Origin of the sequence: Nocardia sp. 2TAF39 (assembly GCF_052114905.1) — a bacterium.
GTDB lineage: Bacteria > Actinomycetota > Actinomycetes > Mycobacteriales > Mycobacteriaceae > Nocardia.
Genome location: NZ_JBFRFQ010000001.1, coordinates 174,252 through 191,531 on the forward strand (window position 1 = coordinate 174,252; position 17,280 = coordinate 191,531).

At 68.8% G+C, this 17,280-nt stretch carries 17 protein-coding genes; 6 read left to right on the forward strand and 11 right to left on the reverse strand.

All coding sequences use genetic code 11. The features are described from left to right. Nucleotides 1–121: 121 nt before the first annotated feature. Nucleotides 122–1,348, reverse strand: a complete 1,227-nt coding sequence (locus tag AB4Z47_RS00700) for a sensor histidine kinase (RefSeq protein WP_441947180.1) — start codon at nt 1,346–1,348, stop codon at nt 122–124. Nucleotides 1,349–1,515: 167 nt separating this feature from the next. On the opposite strand from AB4Z47_RS00700, the gene AB4Z47_RS00705 reads away from it, so the two are divergent. Genes AB4Z47_RS00705 through AB4Z47_RS00715 form a run of 3 tightly spaced genes read left to right on the forward strand, consistent with a single transcriptional unit; the run spans nt 1,516 to nt 4,247 of the window. Further along, entirely contained in the window at nt 1,516–2,301 is a 786-nt protein-coding gene (locus tag AB4Z47_RS00705; RefSeq protein ID WP_441947181.1) for a hypothetical protein, read from the forward strand. 43 nt (nt 2,302–2,344) lie between these two features. Continuing rightward, on the forward strand, nt 2,345–3,748 hold the full coding sequence (locus AB4Z47_RS00710) for an alpha/beta-hydrolase family protein (protein ID WP_441947183.1): 1,404 nt from the start codon (nt 2,345–2,347) through the stop codon (nt 3,746–3,748). Between the two features lie 55 nt (nt 3,749–3,803). Then, a complete protein-coding gene (locus tag AB4Z47_RS00715; protein ID WP_441947184.1) occupies nt 3,804–4,247 on the forward strand; it encodes an SRPBCC family protein in 444 nt (147 codons plus the stop codon). On the opposite strand, the gene AB4Z47_RS00720 is transcribed toward AB4Z47_RS00715, so the two are convergent. Next, complete coding sequence (locus AB4Z47_RS00720; RefSeq protein ID WP_441947185.1) at nt 4,248–4,838, reverse strand: TetR/AcrR family transcriptional regulator; 591 nt, start codon at nt 4,836–4,838, stop codon at nt 4,248–4,250. It lies immediately after the preceding gene. Nucleotides 4,839–4,946: 108 nt separating this feature from the next. On the opposite strand from AB4Z47_RS00720, the gene AB4Z47_RS00725 reads away from it, so the two are divergent. Next, on the forward strand, nt 4,947–5,831 hold the full coding sequence (locus tag AB4Z47_RS00725; protein WP_441947186.1) for an SDR family NAD(P)-dependent oxidoreductase: 885 nt from the start codon (nt 4,947–4,949) through the stop codon (nt 5,829–5,831). Nucleotides 5,832–6,115: 284 nt separating this feature from the next. On the opposite strand, the gene gatA is transcribed toward AB4Z47_RS00725, so the two are convergent. Then, entirely contained in the window at nt 6,116–7,642 is a 1,527-nt protein-coding gene (gene gatA, locus AB4Z47_RS00730; protein ID WP_441947187.1) for an Asp-tRNA(Asn)/Glu-tRNA(Gln) amidotransferase subunit GatA, read from the reverse strand. Continuing rightward, a complete protein-coding gene (gene gatC / locus AB4Z47_RS00735; protein ID WP_441947188.1) occupies nt 7,639–7,938 on the reverse strand; it encodes an Asp-tRNA(Asn)/Glu-tRNA(Gln) amidotransferase subunit GatC in 300 nt (99 codons plus the stop codon). The genes gatA and gatC overlap by 4 nt, the downstream gene beginning before the upstream one ends. A 344-nt stretch (nt 7,939–8,282) precedes the next feature. Here gatC and AB4Z47_RS00740 point away from each other — a divergent pair, with 344 nt between their 5' ends. Further along, nucleotides 8,283–8,933 (forward strand): amino acid-binding protein, encoded by a 651-nt coding sequence (locus AB4Z47_RS00740; protein ID WP_441947189.1) that lies wholly within the window; start codon nt 8,283–8,285, stop codon nt 8,931–8,933. Nucleotides 8,934–9,002: 69 nt separating this feature from the next. On the opposite strand, the gene AB4Z47_RS00745 is transcribed toward AB4Z47_RS00740, so the two are convergent. The 3 genes from AB4Z47_RS00745 to AB4Z47_RS00755 all read right to left on the reverse strand — a co-directional run bounded on the left by AB4Z47_RS00745 (nt 9,003) and on the right by AB4Z47_RS00755 (nt 11,247). Next, nucleotides 9,003–9,497, reverse strand: coding sequence for a GNAT family N-acetyltransferase (locus tag AB4Z47_RS00745; RefSeq protein WP_441947328.1), 495 nt, complete (start codon nt 9,495–9,497; stop codon nt 9,003–9,005). 160 nt (nt 9,498–9,657) lie between these two features. Next, nucleotides 9,658–9,981, reverse strand: a complete 324-nt coding sequence (locus AB4Z47_RS00750; RefSeq protein WP_441947190.1) for a hypothetical protein — start codon at nt 9,979–9,981, stop codon at nt 9,658–9,660. A 21-nt stretch (nt 9,982–10,002) separates the two neighbouring features. Further along, a complete protein-coding gene (locus AB4Z47_RS00755) occupies nt 10,003–11,247 on the reverse strand; it encodes an AAA family ATPase (RefSeq protein WP_441947329.1) in 1,245 nt (414 codons plus the stop codon). 321 nt (nt 11,248–11,568) lie between these two features. Between AB4Z47_RS00755 and AB4Z47_RS00760 the strand changes: the two genes are divergently transcribed. After that, on the forward strand, nt 11,569–11,922 hold the full coding sequence (locus AB4Z47_RS00760; RefSeq protein ID WP_441947191.1) for a hypothetical protein: 354 nt from the start codon (nt 11,569–11,571) through the stop codon (nt 11,920–11,922). On the opposite strand, the gene AB4Z47_RS00765 is transcribed toward AB4Z47_RS00760, so the two are convergent. The 4 genes from AB4Z47_RS00765 to AB4Z47_RS00780 all read right to left on the reverse strand — a co-directional run bounded on the left by AB4Z47_RS00765 (nt 11,915) and on the right by AB4Z47_RS00780 (nt 17,142). Continuing rightward, nucleotides 11,915–12,961 (reverse strand): S-adenosylmethionine:tRNA ribosyltransferase-isomerase, encoded by a 1,047-nt coding sequence (locus tag AB4Z47_RS00765; protein WP_441947192.1) that lies wholly within the window; start codon nt 12,959–12,961, stop codon nt 11,915–11,917. The two genes, AB4Z47_RS00760 and AB4Z47_RS00765, sit on opposite strands and share 8 nt — an antisense overlap. Beyond that, nucleotides 12,958–13,638: an SDR family oxidoreductase gene (locus tag AB4Z47_RS00770; protein WP_441947330.1), complete on the reverse strand. Its 681-nt coding sequence runs from the start codon at nt 13,636–13,638 to the stop codon at nt 12,958–12,960. Before AB4Z47_RS00770 ends, AB4Z47_RS00765 begins: the two co-directional genes overlap by 4 nt. A 45-nt stretch (nt 13,639–13,683) precedes the next feature. Beyond that, complete coding sequence (gene ligA / locus AB4Z47_RS00775; RefSeq protein WP_441947194.1) at nt 13,684–15,798, reverse strand: NAD-dependent DNA ligase LigA; 2,115 nt, start codon at nt 15,796–15,798, stop codon at nt 13,684–13,686. Between the two features lie 309 nt (nt 15,799–16,107). Beyond that, nucleotides 16,108–17,142 carry a methionine synthase gene (locus tag AB4Z47_RS00780; protein ID WP_441947331.1) on the reverse strand — a complete coding sequence of 345 codons (1,035 nt, stop codon included), beginning with the start codon at nt 17,140–17,142 and terminating at the stop codon, nt 16,108–16,110. Nucleotides 17,143–17,280: the final 138 nt, after the last annotated feature.

The window sequence follows — 17,280 nt, forward strand, 5'->3', positions numbered from 1 at the left end:
CAATGCTTGGTCGGCAACGGGGGGCCGATGTTGTTGCGGTGGGAGGCAAAAGCGGTGCTGAACGTCCACAGTTCCTGACACAGCGGCCGAACGCTCTCCGGTTGCCGTCGGGCCTCGACCCTCACCGGTCCGTCGCGGCGTCGGATGCTGCGATGATCTCGACGCCGGTGTTACCCGGGGCGGCGAGCGGGAGGCTAGCGCGCACTTCGAAGCCGCCGTCGGCACGGGGGCCGGCCGAGATGTCGCCACCGACGGCCAAGGCCCGTGCCTGCATGCCCGCGATGCCGTGGCCACCGTTGCCGATTGTGCGGGCGACCGTCACTCCTGGGCCGTTGGTGACGGTGAGCAGCAGTTCCGCGCCGCGCGCGATACACACCTGGACCGGTGCGTCGGGGGCGTGGCGGGAGGCGTTGGACAACGACTCCTGAGCGATCCGGTAGAGGGCGAGGCCGATGGTCTCAGGGATGGTGTCCAGCGGGCCGTCCACCGTCCATGCGATGCGTACGCCCGCGCGCTGAGCGCCCTCGAACAGTCCGATCACATCGGCTGCCTTCGGTTGCGGCGCGTGTTCGGGCAGCTGCCCGTCGCTACGCAGGACGCCGAGCATGCCACGGATCTCGTTGAGCGCCTCGCGCGCTGTGGCGCCGATCGACTCGAACTCGGCGCGCGCGGCCGGCGTCACGCCCTCCACCCGGTAGGGCGCGGTCTGTGCCTGCACCACCACGAGGGACATGTGGTGGGCCACCACGTCGTGCAGGTCGCGGGCGATACGGGCCTTCTCCTCGAGGATCGCGCGGCGGGCGCGCTCGAGTTCGTTCTCCTCCTCCTGGCGAACCAACTGCCGCTGCGACAGCGCCAGCCATCGGATGAGCAGTCCGAACAGCACCAGCGCCGCCAAGGCGATCGGCCAACCCCAGGCGGCATTCGCGAACGCATCGCCTTCACCGGGCATGGTGGTCGCGAACAGCAACGCCGTCGCAGCCCAGGCGACCGCGACGATCTGCCCTTGCGCGCGCAGCGCCACCGCGAACAGCAGCACGAGCAGGCCCAGCACGTGCACGACCTCGAATGGCAGCTCGTTGTTCGGCTGATGCGGGATCGCCAGCGCGATCACCAGCGCAGAGCCCGCCGAGATGGCCCAGCCCAGCGCCGGGTTGATCCGTACGAGCAGCACCGGGAAGGCGGCCAGCGCCGCGATGAACGGCTGCGCCGCGGCGGGCACCGCATGGGTCAGGTGCAACGTCGGCCAGGCCACCGCGTAGCAGATCAGGGCGACCAGGACCGTGCACAGGTCGAACCATGTCCGCGCGTCCGGCCGCCCCAGCCAGGCACGACTCTTCTGCTGCATGCCCACGACACTAGAAACATCCAGCTCAGCGTGCCCTCATACCCCGGGGTGATTTCGCACCCCGTACCCCGGTACGAGACGGCGCGGCGGCTCCCCCGGCAGCATGGCGCGCGAAACCTGCCCGGGCGTGAGGCGACCGCGCGAACCGGTTGCCTAACGTCGACGCCATGAGCACACCGACCAGCGCAGGACCCAAGACCCGGTCCGCATCGGCCGCAGGCGCCCGAAACCGTTCCGCCACAACCTCTTCCGCCGCGCACACGCGTCGCTACGCGGCATTGGCCGCGACAGCGCTGACCACCATGGCGGCCACCGTGTTCCTCGCGCCCGCGCCGCATGCCGCGGCGGCGTCCGCGGCGGTCGAAAGTGCGCAGGCCGTCACCGCCGTCGCCGATCTGACCGCGGGCGGACCCGGCTCGCTCACCGCTATTCCGCCGGACTTCGCCGCCGCGTTCGGTTACCGACCGAGCACCCTGGACGGACTTGTGGTCAATCCGCGGGGTGACTGTTCCTCGCCGGTGACCTTGCCCCCCGAGTTCGACACCGCGTGCAAAGCCCACGACCTCGGCTACGACCTGCTGCGCTACGCCGACCGGCGCGGCCAGCCGCTCGGGCCGTGGGCGCGTCAGGCACTCGACGCGACGCTGGACCGGCACATGCACGAGGCCTGCGCCACCCGCGTCGAATCGTTCTCGCGCGCACGCTGCGATGCCATGGCGACCATCGCGAACACCGCCGTCGATCTGAACTCGCGCCGTCAGGCCTACGGCGCACCGGTGGTCGAATCCCTGCTCGGTGCGGAGAATTCGAAACCTGCGGTGAGCCGGAAGTTGCTCGGGGTGCTCGGCACCGGCGTAGTGGGGCTCGGCGCCGTGCTCGTTGTGCGGAACCGGCGGCGGGATTCCACGGGTGTGTTGTCGAATAGCGTGGAGGCGCTGGGGATTCAGCGATGACCGGCGCGCCGACGTCCGGACCCGCCGATTCGTGGGAAGCGTTGTGACTGCGAAGTTCACGTCGCACGGAGCTCTTCGTCGTCGAGCTACGGTCGCACTGCGATATGCCGTGCGGCCGGTCCGGCCGCCACGCATCGGCACGACGCTCGGACTCGGGATCGGGATATCGGCGTCGTTGACCCCTGGTCTGCTTCCCCGGACGCCGAGTGCCCAAGCCGTAGTGACCGGACTGGTCGCCGCCGCCACCTTCGGCATCGCGGGAATCGTCGGATTCATGTTGCGCCGCCTGGGTTGCGATATCGATCAGCGGCACTGGTGGGCCCGGCTTCCCCTGATGATTGCCACGTCGGTGTTGGTGGTGGGCGCGGCGGCAAACGCAGGGCACTGGCAGAACCGTCTGCGCGCGGCGATGGGGAAGCCGCAGATCGGAGCGGACTATTGGGTGCGTTGCGCGCTCGGTGCGGCATTGATCATCGGGCTGTTCACCGGTATCACTCGCTCGATCGCCTGGGCGCTCGGCAAACTGGGCTGGGCGCGCGGGGTGTCATCGGCCCTTGTGGCGGCGGCGCTGCTGTCTCTCGGCGGCGTTCCCGCGGTGGTCGGCTGGCGCGAGGCCGCGTACGCGAGCGCGAACGCCGCACTGGATCCCGCTCTGGTGCAGCCGGTTTCCCATGCCGGCTCGGGGAGCGCCGGATCGGCGGTGAGCTGGTCGTCGCTGGGCGCCGAGGGGCGCAAGTTCGTCAGCGGTGCGCCCGCGCGTGCGGTGCGAGTGTACGTCGGGGTGGCGTCGGCGCCGGACCTGGACAGCCGGGTCGCGTTGGCGATCCGGGAGTTGGAGCGCTCCGGCGGATTCGATCGCTCGAATCTGGTCGTCGCGGTGCCGACCGGGTCGGGGTGGATCGACGCGAACGCCGTCGCTGGTTTCGATCAGCGCTTCGACGGTGACGTCGCGCTGGTCGGGCTGCAGTATTCCTACCTGCCGAGCTGGGCGGCGTTCGTGTTCGGCCGCGACGACGCGGTGACCGCCGCGCGCACCCTGTTCACCGCCGTGGAGAAACACCTGCGCGGGTTGACGAACAAGCCGAAGCTGTACCTCTACGGCCAGAGCCTCGGCGCACTGGGCGGTAATGCGGTCTTCGCAGACGACGCCGAGCAGGACCGCCGAACGTGCGCTGCCCTGTGGGCCGGACCTCCGGCGAACAGCGCGCACCGCGGCGGCGCGACTGTACTGGCCAACAGCTCCGACCCGGTGATCCACTGGTCACCCGCCCAGCTGTGGCGCGCGCCAGACCTGAGCGGCGCTCGGGTGGATGCACCTGTCCCCCAGTGGCTTCCGGTGGTCGCCTTCGTGCAGACCACCGCGGATCTGCTCGCCGCACTGAACGCTCCCCCTGGCCACGGCCACCGGTACGGCACCGACCAGGGCACCGCCATGGGGACGTGCTGAGCAGCTCATCTCACATCCATTGAGCAGCCCTCCATAGAACATGTTCTAATTCTCCATGGCCTTTGTCATCGACCTTGCCGTCGACATCGATGCCCCCGCCGAACTCGTATGGCAGGTGATCACCGACTTCCCGCGCTACGGCGAGTGGAATCCCTTCGTCTCGGAGTGCCGCAGTTCTCTGGTGCCGGGCGAGCCGATCGACATGCTCGTCCACATCGGGGGCTCCCGGCGCAAGCAGCGCGAATGGATCCGTTCACACACACCCGGCCGCGAGCTCGGCTACTCGATGAAGCCGGTCCCGGCGGGCGCGCTGCACAGCCTGCGCTCACACACTGTCACGCCGCTCGCCGACAACCGCACCCGCTACGAGTCGCACTTCGAGCTCGCGGGCTGGCTGCACCCCGTGGTCGTCGCACTCCTCGGCAAGAACCTCCGCCGCGGCTTCGCAGGCATGACCGACGGAATCCGGAAGCAAGCCGAGTCACTACGGGCCTCCTGATCAGCACGCCCGCAAGTACGCCAGCGCGGCATCGAGAACCGCGTCGGCGTACGCCTCGGTGAGTCCGCCGAGACCGAGCGACCACCGCATCTGGATCGGGCCGAGCAGCAGGTCGATGGCGAGTTCGAGATCCACATCGGCGCGAAGTTCGCCCGAGCAGACGGCGGCGGCGAGGCGGTCTGCGACAGCCACACGCTGCGGAATCAGCAAGCGTTCGCGATAGGCGGCGGCCAACTCGGGATCCTGCTGGATCTCGATGTACATGGCACGGAGGAAGGATTCGAAGCCGGGGTCGATCAAGGCAGCGGCCGATCCGCGTAGCAATTCGCGCAGGTCGGCGGCGACGTCGCCGGTATTCGGCAGCACGGGACCCGCCGGGCCGGAATCGGATTCGAGCATCGCATCGAACACAACCGCCCCCTTGGACGGCCACCAGCGGTAGATCGTCTGCTTGCCGACACCGGCGCGGCCGGCGATCGCCTCGATGCTCAGTTTCGCGTAGGAGAGCTCGCGGATCAGCTCGGTGGCGGCGGCGAGGATCGCCGCGCGGGCCCGTTCGCTGCGCCGCGTTGCGGCAGGAGTGTCGGCCATGCCGCGACCATACCAGACCACGAGACGAGACGTATCGTCTTGACACAGCGGCATTGATTTGACATTCTCGTCAACGAGACGGAGCGTCTCGCGACGAAAGGACCTTTTGTGACCAGAACCTGGTTCATCACCGGCGCCAACCGCGGACTCGGCCGCGCGTTCACATCGGCCGCGCTCGCCGAGGGCGACCGCGTCGTTGCGACCGCCAGGGATCCGAAAGCCATGACGGAGCTCGCCCACGACCGACTGACCGTGCTGCCGTTGGATATTCGCGAACGCGAGAGCGTGATCGCCACCGTGGACAAGGCTTTCGCGCTGATGGGCACGATCGAGGTGATCGTGAACAACGCGGGCTACGGACTGGTCGGTGCCGTCGAGGAACTCACCGAAGACCAGATCCGGGACCAGATGGACACCAATTTCTATGGTGCCCTCTGGGTTTCCCAAGCAGCTGTACCGTACCTGCGCGCACAGGGTTCCGGGCACATCGTGCAGATCTCGACGGTCGGCGCCGTCGGCAGCCTCCCCCTGTTCAGCATGTACAACGCGAGTAAATGGGCACTGGAAGGTTTCAGCGCCTCCCTCGCCGACGAGCTACGTCCCTTCGGTGTCTCCGTCACCCTCGCCCAGATGGGCGGCTTCGACACCGACTGGGCCAAGTCGAGCATGCGGTTCGCCACCGACATCCCGGCCTACGAGCAGGTGCGCACCACAATCCTCGGCATGCCGAACTACCCGACCGCGGATTCGCCCGACCCGACGCCCACTCCCACCGATACGGACCCCACCGCAGCCACATCGACCGACACCGAGCCGGAATGGACCGAAGCGCCCCCGGAAGTCGGAGCCGCAGGCCTGATCGCCCTGGTGAACATGCCGAACCCCCCACTCCGCAAGATCATCGGCCCAGGCGCACATGACATGGTGGCGATCGCGCTCGACCAGCGCCGCCAGGACTACACAACCGATCCCGAATTCACCTGGCCCGCATAGGAACCCCGCACCCAATTCCACGAAACCCGCACTCTGGCCGAGCATCCGGCCCCACACTCGCCGACCGCAGCCTCGACGTGGTGCGACGAATCATGGCAGGCGGGCATTGAGGTCCGCGGACCCCGGCGCTTTTCCGCACGCCGGCTGGAAAAGCCTTCCGCTCAGTTCAGCCGCACCCGAAAGGGCCCTGCCGCGCCTCTATCAGCCGAACGGGCGAAGTCCGGCCGGTACTTCGCACACGCGATGGCTGGCGCGAGGAGCGCGTGTGCGAAGCGCCGGTGCGGTCAGGCGATGGGGCCGCGGGCGGCCTCGTAAGCGGCACCTACTCGGTAGAGGCGGTCGTCGGCGAGGGCGGGGGCCATGATCTGGAGGCCGACCGGCATGCCATCGTCCTCGCTCAGGCCGGACGGGACCGACATGGCCGGGTGACCGGCCAAGTTGGTGGGGAGGGTGCACAGGTCGGAGAGGTACATGGCGAGCGGGTCGTCGACCTTCTCGCCCAGCTTCCACGGGGTGAACGGGCTTGTCGGCGAGACGAGCACGTCGACCTGCTCGTAGGCGTTGTCGAAGTCACGTGCGATGAGCGTGCGCACCTTGAGCGCCTGGCCGTAGTAGGCGTCGTAGTAGCCCGCCGAGAGCGCGTAGGTGCCGATCATGATGCGCCGCTTCACTTCCGGGCCGAACCCTGCCGCTCGCGTGGCCGCCATGACCTGCTCGGCGCTGTGCTGCCCGTCATCGGCGACGCGCAGGCCGTAGCGCATCGCGTCGAACCGCGCGAGATTCGACGACACCTCCGACGGCATCACCAGGTAGTAGGACGACAGCGCGTATTCGAAGTGCGGACATGACACTTCGATCACCTCGGCGCCGAGTTCCTTCAGCACCGCGACCGCGGCGTCGAAGGAGGCGAGCACGCCCGTCTGGTAGCTGTCGGAGTACAACTCCTTCACCACACCGATTCGCACGCCGCGCAGATCGCCCTGCGCAGCCGCGCGCGCGGCGGCTACCACCGGCGGCACCGGCACATCGCGTGAGGTGGAGTCGCGCGGGTCGTATCCCGCGATCACCTCGTGCAGCAGTGCGGTGTCCAGCACGGTACGACCGCACGGACCGCCCTGGTCCAGCGACGACGCACAGGCGACCAAACCGAAGCGGGACACCGTCCCGTAGGTCGGCTTGGTGCCGACGGTCGCGGTGACGGCGGCGGGCTGGCGAATCGAACCGCCGGTGTCGGTGCCGATGGCCAGCGGCGCCTGATGCGAGGCCAGCGCAGCCGCGGAACCGCCACCCGAGCCGCCCGGGATCCTGGTGGTGTCCCAGGGGTTGCGGGTCGGGCCGTAGGCCGAGTTCTCGGTGGAGGAGCCCATGGCGAACTCGTCCATGTTGGTCTTGCCGAGGATCGGGATGCCCGCTCCGCGCAACCGCGCGGTGACCGTCGCGTCGTACGGCGACACCCAGCCCTCGAGGATCTTCGACGCACAGGTGGTCGGCATGTCGGTGGTGGTGAATACGTCCTTGAGCGCCAAAGGAACTCCGGCCAGCGGCGAGGCGGGCTTCGCGCCGGAACCGATCGCGGAGTCCACCGCGGCCGCGGTCGCCAGCGCTTGCTCTCCCGCGACGTGCAGGAAGGCGTGATACTCACCGTCGACCTCGGCGATCCGGTCCAGGTGCGCCTGGGTGACCTCCACCGAGGACAGCTCGCCACCGTGGATCTTGTCGGCCAGCTCGGCCGCCGACAGCGTGGTCAGGTCGGTTCCACCCGTCGCCCGACCACCGTCCCCCGTCGAATCGCCACGCGATGCTGCGCTCATTCGCCCTCTCCCAGGATCTGCGGAACCACGAACCGCTGCTCGTCGACCGCGGGCGCGCCGGACAGCGCCTGGTCCGGGGTCAGACCCGGCACGACCTCGTCGGGCCGGGTCACGTTGGTCGCGGGGTCCGGCGACGCGGTGGCCGGAACGTCGGCGGCGGCGACCTCGGAGATGGTCCGCACGTGGCTCAGGATCGAATCCAGCTGGCCTGCGAACTGATCCAGTTCGATATCGGACAGCGCGAGCCGGGACAGCCGGGCGAGGTGTGCGACCTCGTCGCGGGAGATGGCGGGCACCGCGGGACCCCTTTCGGCTTCGGTTTCAACAGTTCACACCGGTTCCGCTTGCGGAGGACGGCGTCGACGTGCACTAGCCTAGCCACCTGTTACGACGTCTCCACCCTCGCACCCGTGCTTCGTCCGTCGTGCGGCTCGATCCATTTCGAGCGAACTCCTCGCATCTGCCCCGCTACCGCGACACGGTCCCCGGAACTAATCCAACACGCCGTTTCCGCGTGAATTTGCGGAGTGGCGTGCGTCACTGGCCATGCTTCGACTCGATAACCCGCCCACAGGGGTGTAAATATTGCCTCACCCGGGTATCCGTTCAGAACCTCGGCCGCCGAAGGAAAGGAACGCGCGTGTCGTACCTGCTCCGCGTGCAACTTCCGGATCGACCGGGAAGCCTCGGTGCGCTCGCGCTCGCACTGGGCTCCGTCGGCGCCGACATCCTCTCGCTGGATGTGGTGGAACGCGAAGCCGGCTACGCCGTCGACGATCTGGTCGTCGAGGTGCCCTCGGGCGCACTGCCCGACACTCTCATCACCGCCGCCGAATCCATCGGCGACGTGCACGTGGACTCCATTCGCCCCTACTCCGGCGTGCTGGACACCCACCGCGAACTCGAGCTCATCGATCAGGTGGCCAGCGCCCACGACGACCGGATGCAGGTGCTGGTCGACGGCGTTCCCCGCGTGCTGCGGGTCGGCTGGAGCACGATCGTCGACATCGGGCCGCAGGGCGGGTACCGAGTGGTCGGAAGCCCGAGTGCGCCGCACACACAGGCGGCTTCGACGCCGTGGATGCCGCTGGAGAAGCCCACCGTCCTCGACCCCGAGGCAGACTGGGTCCCGGAGATCTGGCGCGATATGGACACCAAACTCGCCGCCGCGCCGCTCGGCAACACCGGCAAGGTGCTTCTGCTCGGCCGCCCGGGCGGCCCCGACTTCCGGCCCTCCGAAGTGGCCCGGCTCGGCTATCTCGCGGGAATCGTCGCGACCGTCCTCGGCTAGCCGAGCGCTGTGTACGGCCTCGTCGCCACTGACCGCGCTGCCACACTCCGGATGCTCGCCCAGCAGAACTCAGAGAGGTAGCCGGAGGACGTTCAGGAGTTCACCCTGGCTGGTGCGCCAGTCCCGGGCCGGGACGGGAAGGAAGCCGAAGCGGTCGTAGATCCGGCGGGCATCGACCATGGCGGACGCGGTAGTGAGGACGACGGCGGTGAAGCCCCCCGCGCGGGCCAGGTCGATCACGGTGCGCACCAACGCCGTTCCCGCGCCGAGACCGCGCGCCGACTTCGCGACGGCCAGCATGCGGAACTCCAACTCACCTTGCTGCGCGATCTCCGCGTAGGGAGTGCCGGGACGTGCGACGGTGAGCGAGCCGACGACCCGCTCGTCGTGGGTGGCGACGAGGATCTCGGCCGACGCCGCGCGGCGGGCGGTGTCGGCCAACTCGCCCGCATACCAACTGCCCGCCTGTACATAGCCCGCACCGACATAGACCTCCACGGTCAATTCGCCGACCGCGTCGTACTCGTCCGGTCGCGCCGTCCGCACGACTACACCGGTGTCCATCACATCCATACCCGGCATGATGCCATCAGCCATAACACCGGCTACATCACACAACCCGGTCGATCCGCTCACCGGAACGCTCAGCCACGGCGGCACGGCCATTCGACCGAGTCGGAAGCGCTCCGTCCATTGCTATGACAATTGCGCCCGAGCGAACTCGTCAACCCGCTTGGGAGATCTGCCAGCGATCGGGTTTGCCCGCCGGATAGACCACGGAAAGGAGATCGCCGATCTCCGGCCAGGATTTCGTATCGCAGGCGAAACGGCCGTAGACGACAGTGCCGGGAACCGAAGGACCGGTGAGGTCGCCGGTGATCGTCACATACTGTTCGCCCGGTGCGTCGGGCCGTGGGCTCACGCCGGTGACGTGCAGTGTCCCGCTCTCCGGGTTCGCCAGTCGGAAACCATGGCGGCCACGGATGGCGAACACGATCAGCCAGACCAGCACGGCGGTCAAGATCACCAGCGAGGCGAACTCCAGCATGTCCACCATGCTAGAGGCGCGCTACACCGCCGCGAGCTCGCTGGTCCCCTGGCCGGTGCGGCGGATCTGCCAGACCGCGGTGCGGGTGCGCTGCGACCGCCCGTTGCCCCGGTCGATCAGTGCACGGTTGTCTGTGGTGAAGATCAGCTGGGCGCCACGGGAATTGGTTTCCGGGTTCTGGAACAGCTGGATCAGCCGATCGGTCTCCTCCGCGGGCAGACGCGCGCCGATGTCGTCCACGGCGAGCACGCGGCCCGCGTCCAGCGCGTCGAGCATGGTCGGCAGCAGCCGCAGTAGCGACAGCGTCGCGGAGGATTCGTCGTGGATGTCGAACGGGTTGGCGATGCCGTCGTGCGCCAGGCCGAGGCCGACGCCGCGCCGGGCGACCATCCGCGCGTACAGGGCGTCGCGGGCGGCTTTCAGGTTGGTCAGCTCCCGCTCCAGCAGCACGGCGGTCAGGCCGTTGTCCTGCAGGAGCTGGTCGGCGTAACCGGGCGAGGTGGCGCACAGGTCGATCTGCTTGCCGATTCCCGCGATGTCGGCGTCCAGATCGCGCAGGTAGTCGGCGTACATCGGGTCGTTCTCGGCGATGAGCAGGTCGGTGATGCCCAGTTCAGCGGTGCGCAGCAGTATCAGCAGGCGTGCCGCGTTCTCCGGTGAGCGTGAGACGTGGCTGCCCAACCGATGTGCGATGGCGTCCGGGTCGGCGGGCCCGCGCTGTACTTCGAGCATCGACTGGAACCAGCGGTACGCGGGCACGAGCGCGTCGGAGTACATCTGCCCGGCGAGGCCGAGCAGCAAGGCGTTCGGACGGACCAGCGGCACCAGCGCGGCGATTCCGTACCGCGCGGCCTCGAACATCGGTCCGATCTTGATCTGCTCCCCGGTGCGCTCGAACACGATTCGCTTGCGCGAGCGCGGATGCGTGTGCAGCCATTCAGCCGCCACGTCGGCATTGTCCAGCCGGAACCCGTAGGTGTACGGCACCCCCTCGGCGACGAACGCCGCCACGAATTCCGAAGGCCGATCGGGGAATCCGAGATGAGGTGCCCGCACCGGCCCGGCATACGGATCCCACCCGGTAACCGAGTGCAACACCGCATCGCGCATCTGCGAGAGCGCATCGATCAGGTTCGTCTTGCCCGCCGCGGCGCCGCCGTGGATCGCGGTTACCGGCACGGCCACCGGCCCGCTTCCCTTGGTCAGCCGCAGCTCCTGCCCCTCGGCCAGCGATCTGTGATTGGTCACACGAAAACTGCGCAGCATGCCCGCCATACTTCCGTCTCCACCACAGCCCGGCGACACCAGCCCGTAGTACCCGAACCCGCCGTGCGATCGGACGTCCGCTCCAGCGCGCACTTCGACCACTCACACCGACTCGCCGACGCGCGAACCGTCCCTCGACACCAGCACCTGATCATGACGTGCACTACGCCGATACCACGCTCGCTGTGGATGATCTGCTGTTTCCCGAGTAGCCCCCGCACCGACCACCAAGACAAGTGTGGTGATAGCGGGTTAGCATGCCGGGACGCCGTGAGGATTCGCGGCGGGATTCGCTGTAGCTGCTCGATGGGATAGGTAACGATGAAACTGCCGGTTCGTCGTCTGGTAGTCCGAAGCTCCGTTGTCGCCGCGCTCGCGCTCGGGTCGTTGGCGGTGGCACCCGAGGCGGTCGCCGACGCGCCATGTCCGGACGGCACCGCCCGGGTGTTTCTCGCCAACAGCACGAACACGTGCCAGGGCGGAGGGACGGTCGGCTACGACCCGTCGGCGCCGGTATCGAAGGTGTGCTCCACGCCGACCGCGGACGTGACCGCCGAGGCGACGTACAAGAACTCCCGCGGCAAACTGGTGACCCAGAAACTCGACCTGAGCGACGGTCGCTGTGGACGGTTCGACATCCCAGGACAGTTGAGCGCGAGCGTGACGGTCAACTGAGGCCGTGTCGATCGGGGCCGAACAGCAAGGCGCTGTCGCCGAACTCGTGCCACAGATAGCCGGTGTCCAGCGCGGCGGAATAGGCCGCGGCAACCGTCTCCGCACCCGCCACTGCGATCAGGAGATCCAGGTGTGACGCGCCGGGCGCGTGCCAGCCGGTGATCAGACCGTCCACCACACGCGCCGGTCGGTCGGCGCCGAGCACGAGATCGGTCCAGCCGTGCGCCGCGCGCACCAGACCGGACGGGTCCGCGGCGGTCTCCAGCGCCCGCGTCACCGTCGTACCCACCGCCACCACGCGACCACCGGCCGCTTTCGTGTCGTTCACCAGTCGCGCCGTCGAGGCGGAAACGGCGAACCGTTCCGGACTCGGCGGCTCCCCGGCCTCCGGCGAGGACACCCCGGTGTGCAGGGTGATCGGCGTGACGGCGATGCCCGCGGCGATCAGGTCCAGCACCAGATGCTCGGTGAACGGGCGTGCGGCACTGGGCATTTCCGCGCTGCCCGGGATACGGCCGAATACCGTCGCATAGTAAGACGCGGACCAACATTGCGGCACGTAGGAATACGTGATCGGGTGGCCGTGCGCGTCCAGCAGAGCACGGACATCGGTGGTGATGTCGGCGATCCAGAGTCGTCGCCCGCCGGGCAACCACGGCACGCGCAGCGTGGCCGCGGCGCCAGGTAGCTCGAGCACGGTCCCGGCCGCCAGCCGATCCGCCGCACAGGGTGTTCGGTCGGTGGTGCGGACCTCCACCACCCAACGGCCGTCGTCCAGCCAGGTGGAGAAATGCAGCACCACCGGCTCGCCGTCCAGCACGGCGTCGACCGCTGCCGACATCGTCGCCGAATTGTTCACCACCACAAGATCGCCCGGATTCACATGCCGCGGCAGCTCCCGGAACCTCGCATGGATCGAGGCCGTTTCGGCGACGAGCAGACGGACCTCGTCGCGCGCCAACCCGCGCGCCTCAGGTGGGGCGGTAGCGTTGCGCTCCGGCGGCAGGACGAAGGACGGCCGATCCAGCACCACCGTCATGACGCGCGCCCGACCGCGAAATCCGCCGCGGCATACCGCCCGCTCTTGGGTTTCTCCACCAGCAGCCGCAACAGCGCGGGCACTACCGTCCCCGGCTCGGGCCGATCGGAGATGTCGGCGTCGGGGAATGCCGCCTGATGCATCTCGGTGCGCATGTCGCCGGGATCGAACGCGTAGATCGACAATTCCGGATGCTCCGCAGCGAGGATCGCGGTGAGTTGATCGAGCGCGGCCTTCGACGACCCGTAGCCGCCCCATTCGGGATACGGCTCGAGGGCGGCGTCGGAGCTGATGTTCACGACGGCGCCGCCGGGCCGTAGCAGCGGCAGCGTGAACTGCAGGACCGCAAGCGGTGCAACGACATTCGTGCGCAGCACCTGCTCCAGTTCGTCGAGCGGATACTCGGCGAGACGCGGAAGCGGGCTCGGACCGAGCCTGCTCGCGTTATTCACGACCAGCGCGAGTTCCCCGGCACTCGTCGCCGTTTCGCGCAGCAGTGCGCGATGGGCCGGGTTGGTGACATCGCCGGGAACCGCGAGGAACGCCGACCCGAGCTCGATGGCGATCCGCTCCAACCGGTCGGGGCGGCGGGCGGTCCCGATCACCCGCCAGCCCCGCCCGACCAGTGCCCGCGCGAGCGCCGACCCGAATCCGGCCGAAGCACCGCTCGCCGGCAGCGGACACGCGGCACTACGGCGCCGCTCATGCTCGGCCGGGTGCGCTCACTCCTCGGCGTCGGCGTCCTCCGCGGCGGTTGCCGGCGACACCGCGTCGGGTCCGCCTGCCAACAACAGCCGAAAGCCTTCCTCGTCGAGGATCGGCACCCCGAGTTCCTCCGCCTTGGCGGCCTTGGATCCCGGCGAATCACCGATCACCACGAACGCGGTCTTCTTCGACACCGAACTCGCGGCCTTGCCACCGCGCACCAAGATCGCTTCCTTGGCACCGTCACGGGTGAATCCCTGCAGCGAGCCGGTCACCACGATGGACAGGCCCTCCAGGGTGCGCTCGATGGACTCGTCACGCTCGTCCTCCATCCGCACACCGGCAGCCCGCCACTTCGCCACCACCGCGCGGTGCCAGTCGACGGTGAACCATTCCGCCACGGCGGCCGCTATGGTCGGGCCAACGCCGTCGGCGGCAGCCAGCTCCTCGACCGACGCCCCCTGGATGCGGTCCAGACTGCCGAACTCGGCGGCGAGCGCACGCGCAGCGGTGGGACCGACGTGCCGGATGGACAGCCCGACCAGCACTCGCCACAGCGGCCGGTCCTTCGCGGCTTCCAGGTTGTCCAGCAGCCGTTTTCCGTTGGCGGAGAGGCTGCCGTTCTTGTTGGCATACAGCGAGGTGGTCAGCAGCGCCGCCGCGTCGAGATCGAACAGGTCGCCCTCGTCGGCGATCGCGCCGGACTTCAGCAGATCGATCGCGCCTTCGTAACCGAGCGACTCGATGTCGAAGGCGCCGCGACCGGCCACGTGGAACACGCGCTCACGCAACTGCGCCGGACAGAACTGCTGGTTCGGGCAGCGGATGTCGGCGTCGCCCTCCTTCTCCGGCCGCAGTTCGGTGCCGCACTCGGGGCAATGCGTCGGCATGACGAACTCGCGCGCGTCGTCGGGGCGCGCGTCCACCACGGGGCCGAGCACCTCGGGAATCACGTCGCCCGCCTTGCGGATGGTGACCGTATCGCCGATCAGCACGCCCTTGCGCTTCACCTCGGCGGCGTTGTGCAGGGTCGCCATCGCGACCGTGGATCCAGCGATGGACACCGGCTCCATCACCGCGAACGGGGTGACCCGGCCGGTGCGGCCGACGTTCACCTCGATCTTCAGCAGCTTGGTTGTCGCCTCCTCCGGCGGGTACTTGTAGGCGATCGCCCAACGCGGCGCGCGCGAGGTGGAGCCGAGGCGCCGCTGCAGCGCTGTCTCATCGACCTTGATCACCTGACCGTCGATCTCGTGCTCGATGTCGTGCCGGTGCTCGCCCCAGTAGGCGATCCGCTCGATCACCGCGTCGATGCCCTGCACCCGCCTGGTGTGCTCGGACACCGGCAGACCCCATGCCGCGAGCGCACGGTACGCCTCGTATTGCGAGGAGGGGGTGTAGCCCTCGATGCGGCCGAAGCCGTGACAGATCATTCGTAGCCTGCGCCGCGCGGTAACCGACGGGTCCTTCTGCCGCAGTGAACCGGCCGCGGTGTTGCGCGGATTGGCGTATGGCGGCTTGCCCTCGGCCACTATGGCGGCGTTGAGGGTCTCGAAGTCCTCCAGCCGGAAGTAGACCTCGCCGCGGACCTCGAGCAGGTCCGGGATCGGAAACTCGTCGCTGGGCGCCAGCTCGCCGGGGATGTCGTCGATGGTGCGGGCATTGAGCGTGACGTCCTCGCCGGTGCGCCCGTCACCGCGGGTGGCGCCGCGGACCAGGCGCCCGTTCTGGTAGACGAGGTTCAGCGCGACACCGTCGATCTTCACCTCGCACAGATAGTGCAGGTCCGGCCCGGTCTCCGCCTCCACCCGGCTCGCCCAGGCGCGCAGCTCGTCGACATCGAAAACATTGTCCAGCGACAGCATCCGCTCGAGGTGGTCGACCGCGGTGAAATCGGTCGCGAACCCGCCGCCGACGAGCTGGGTCGGTGAATCCGGCGTGAGCAGGTCGGGATGCTCCTCCTCCATGGCCTGCAACCGCCGCAACAACGCGTCGAACTCGCCATCGGAGATGATCGGCGCATCACGCACGTAGTAGCGGAACTGGTGCTCGCGCACCTCGTCCGCGAGCTGCTGCCACGCCACCCGCTGCTCTGCCGTCGCCGGGGGCGCCGCGCTGTCGCTGTCACTCACGCATCGCACATTAGCGGAGGCCACCGACAGCACACCGCCGTGTTCGCGCACGTCGCCGCACTCGACAGCATGGATTCCGGCCAGTCGGTTTCCCCATGGCGCACGGCGGCTGCCATCCGGCAACCGAGCCCGGATGCCTCGCAACGTGGTGCCGAATGGCAACGTCCGCGGACGCGGCTTGTTGTTCGATCGGCCCGGCATCATCCCTGCCACCCGGCGGCCGGTCACTCGGCCGTCCACGCGCAAGAATGCCGCCCACCAGACCGCGTCCTTGCGCACTACTCCCAGCCGCGAATCGGCCGTCGGAGGTCAAGAGAACGAAAGCTCTTCCGGTTCTTCGGCATACGCCCGCGCGACCTCATCGGCCAGACGCAGGGCTCGGCGACTCCACTCCAGCCCGGCACCCGCCAAACCGCAGGCGGGACTGACCACGACCCGTTCCGCCAACGTCCTGCGGCCGAAGCCGAGCCGGTCGACCAGCCGGACGCCCGGCTCGGCGACGTCGCGCCAGGTGACCGACGTGGCCGGTGCGCCGGTCGGGACGGCGCCGAGCACCAGTTGCTTTCCCGCTTCCAGGATTTCACCGATCTCGTCGAGCTCGCGGGTACCGATCGTGGCCAGATCGAAGCCGACCGCGGCGGCGGCGCTGCGACGCAGTAGAGCCAACGCGGGCAGCTCGGCGCAGCTGTGCACCAGCACCGGCGCCGGCTGGCCGGTGATCACCGAGTCCAGGATGGCGAGCGCCTCGGGCTCGGGCAGGGCACGCACGGTGTTCAGTACGCTCACACCGCGCAGCGAGCCGTCCAGCACTGCGGTCAGCGACGGTTCGTCCAGTTGCAGTACGACGCCCGCACCGAGCCGTTTTCGCACCTCGGCGACATGCTGGACCAGCCCTTCGACCAAGGATTCCGAAAGGTCGCGCACCGCACCGGAATCGGTGAGCACGCGATGCCCTCCAGGCAACTCCACCTGCGCGGCCAAGGTCAGCGGACCCGCCGCCTGCACCTTGATCACCCGGCCGCTGCCGGACAGACCGGCGCTCTCCCACGCTTCTTCGAGCGCGTCCAGGTCCGTGCGCAACAGATCGTGGGCCCGCCGGGAGACCGCTCCCGGGCGGGCCGCGAGCCGGTAGCCCCTGGTCGTGGTGTCGAATCGCAAGTCGACCAGGAGTGCGGAGGCACGGCCGATCAAGTCCGCGCCTGCGCCGCGATTCGGTAGCTCCACCAGGTGTGGCAGATCGCCGAGTTCGCCGACGATCGTCGCGGCGGCCTCGCGCGGATCGACACCGGGCCAGGAGCCGACCCCGGTCGCGATTCCGCCCCGAATGCGCGCGGGCTCGGTCACCACGTCCGTCTCGCCGTCGCGTGCCACGTCATCCGTACCGGTCTCGAACACCGTCACTCCCGTCCGTTCGATCCTCAGTTGCCGGACCCCAGCGTCGAGCAGATGGGCGCACCGGCGATTCCATTCCTCATCCCCGCA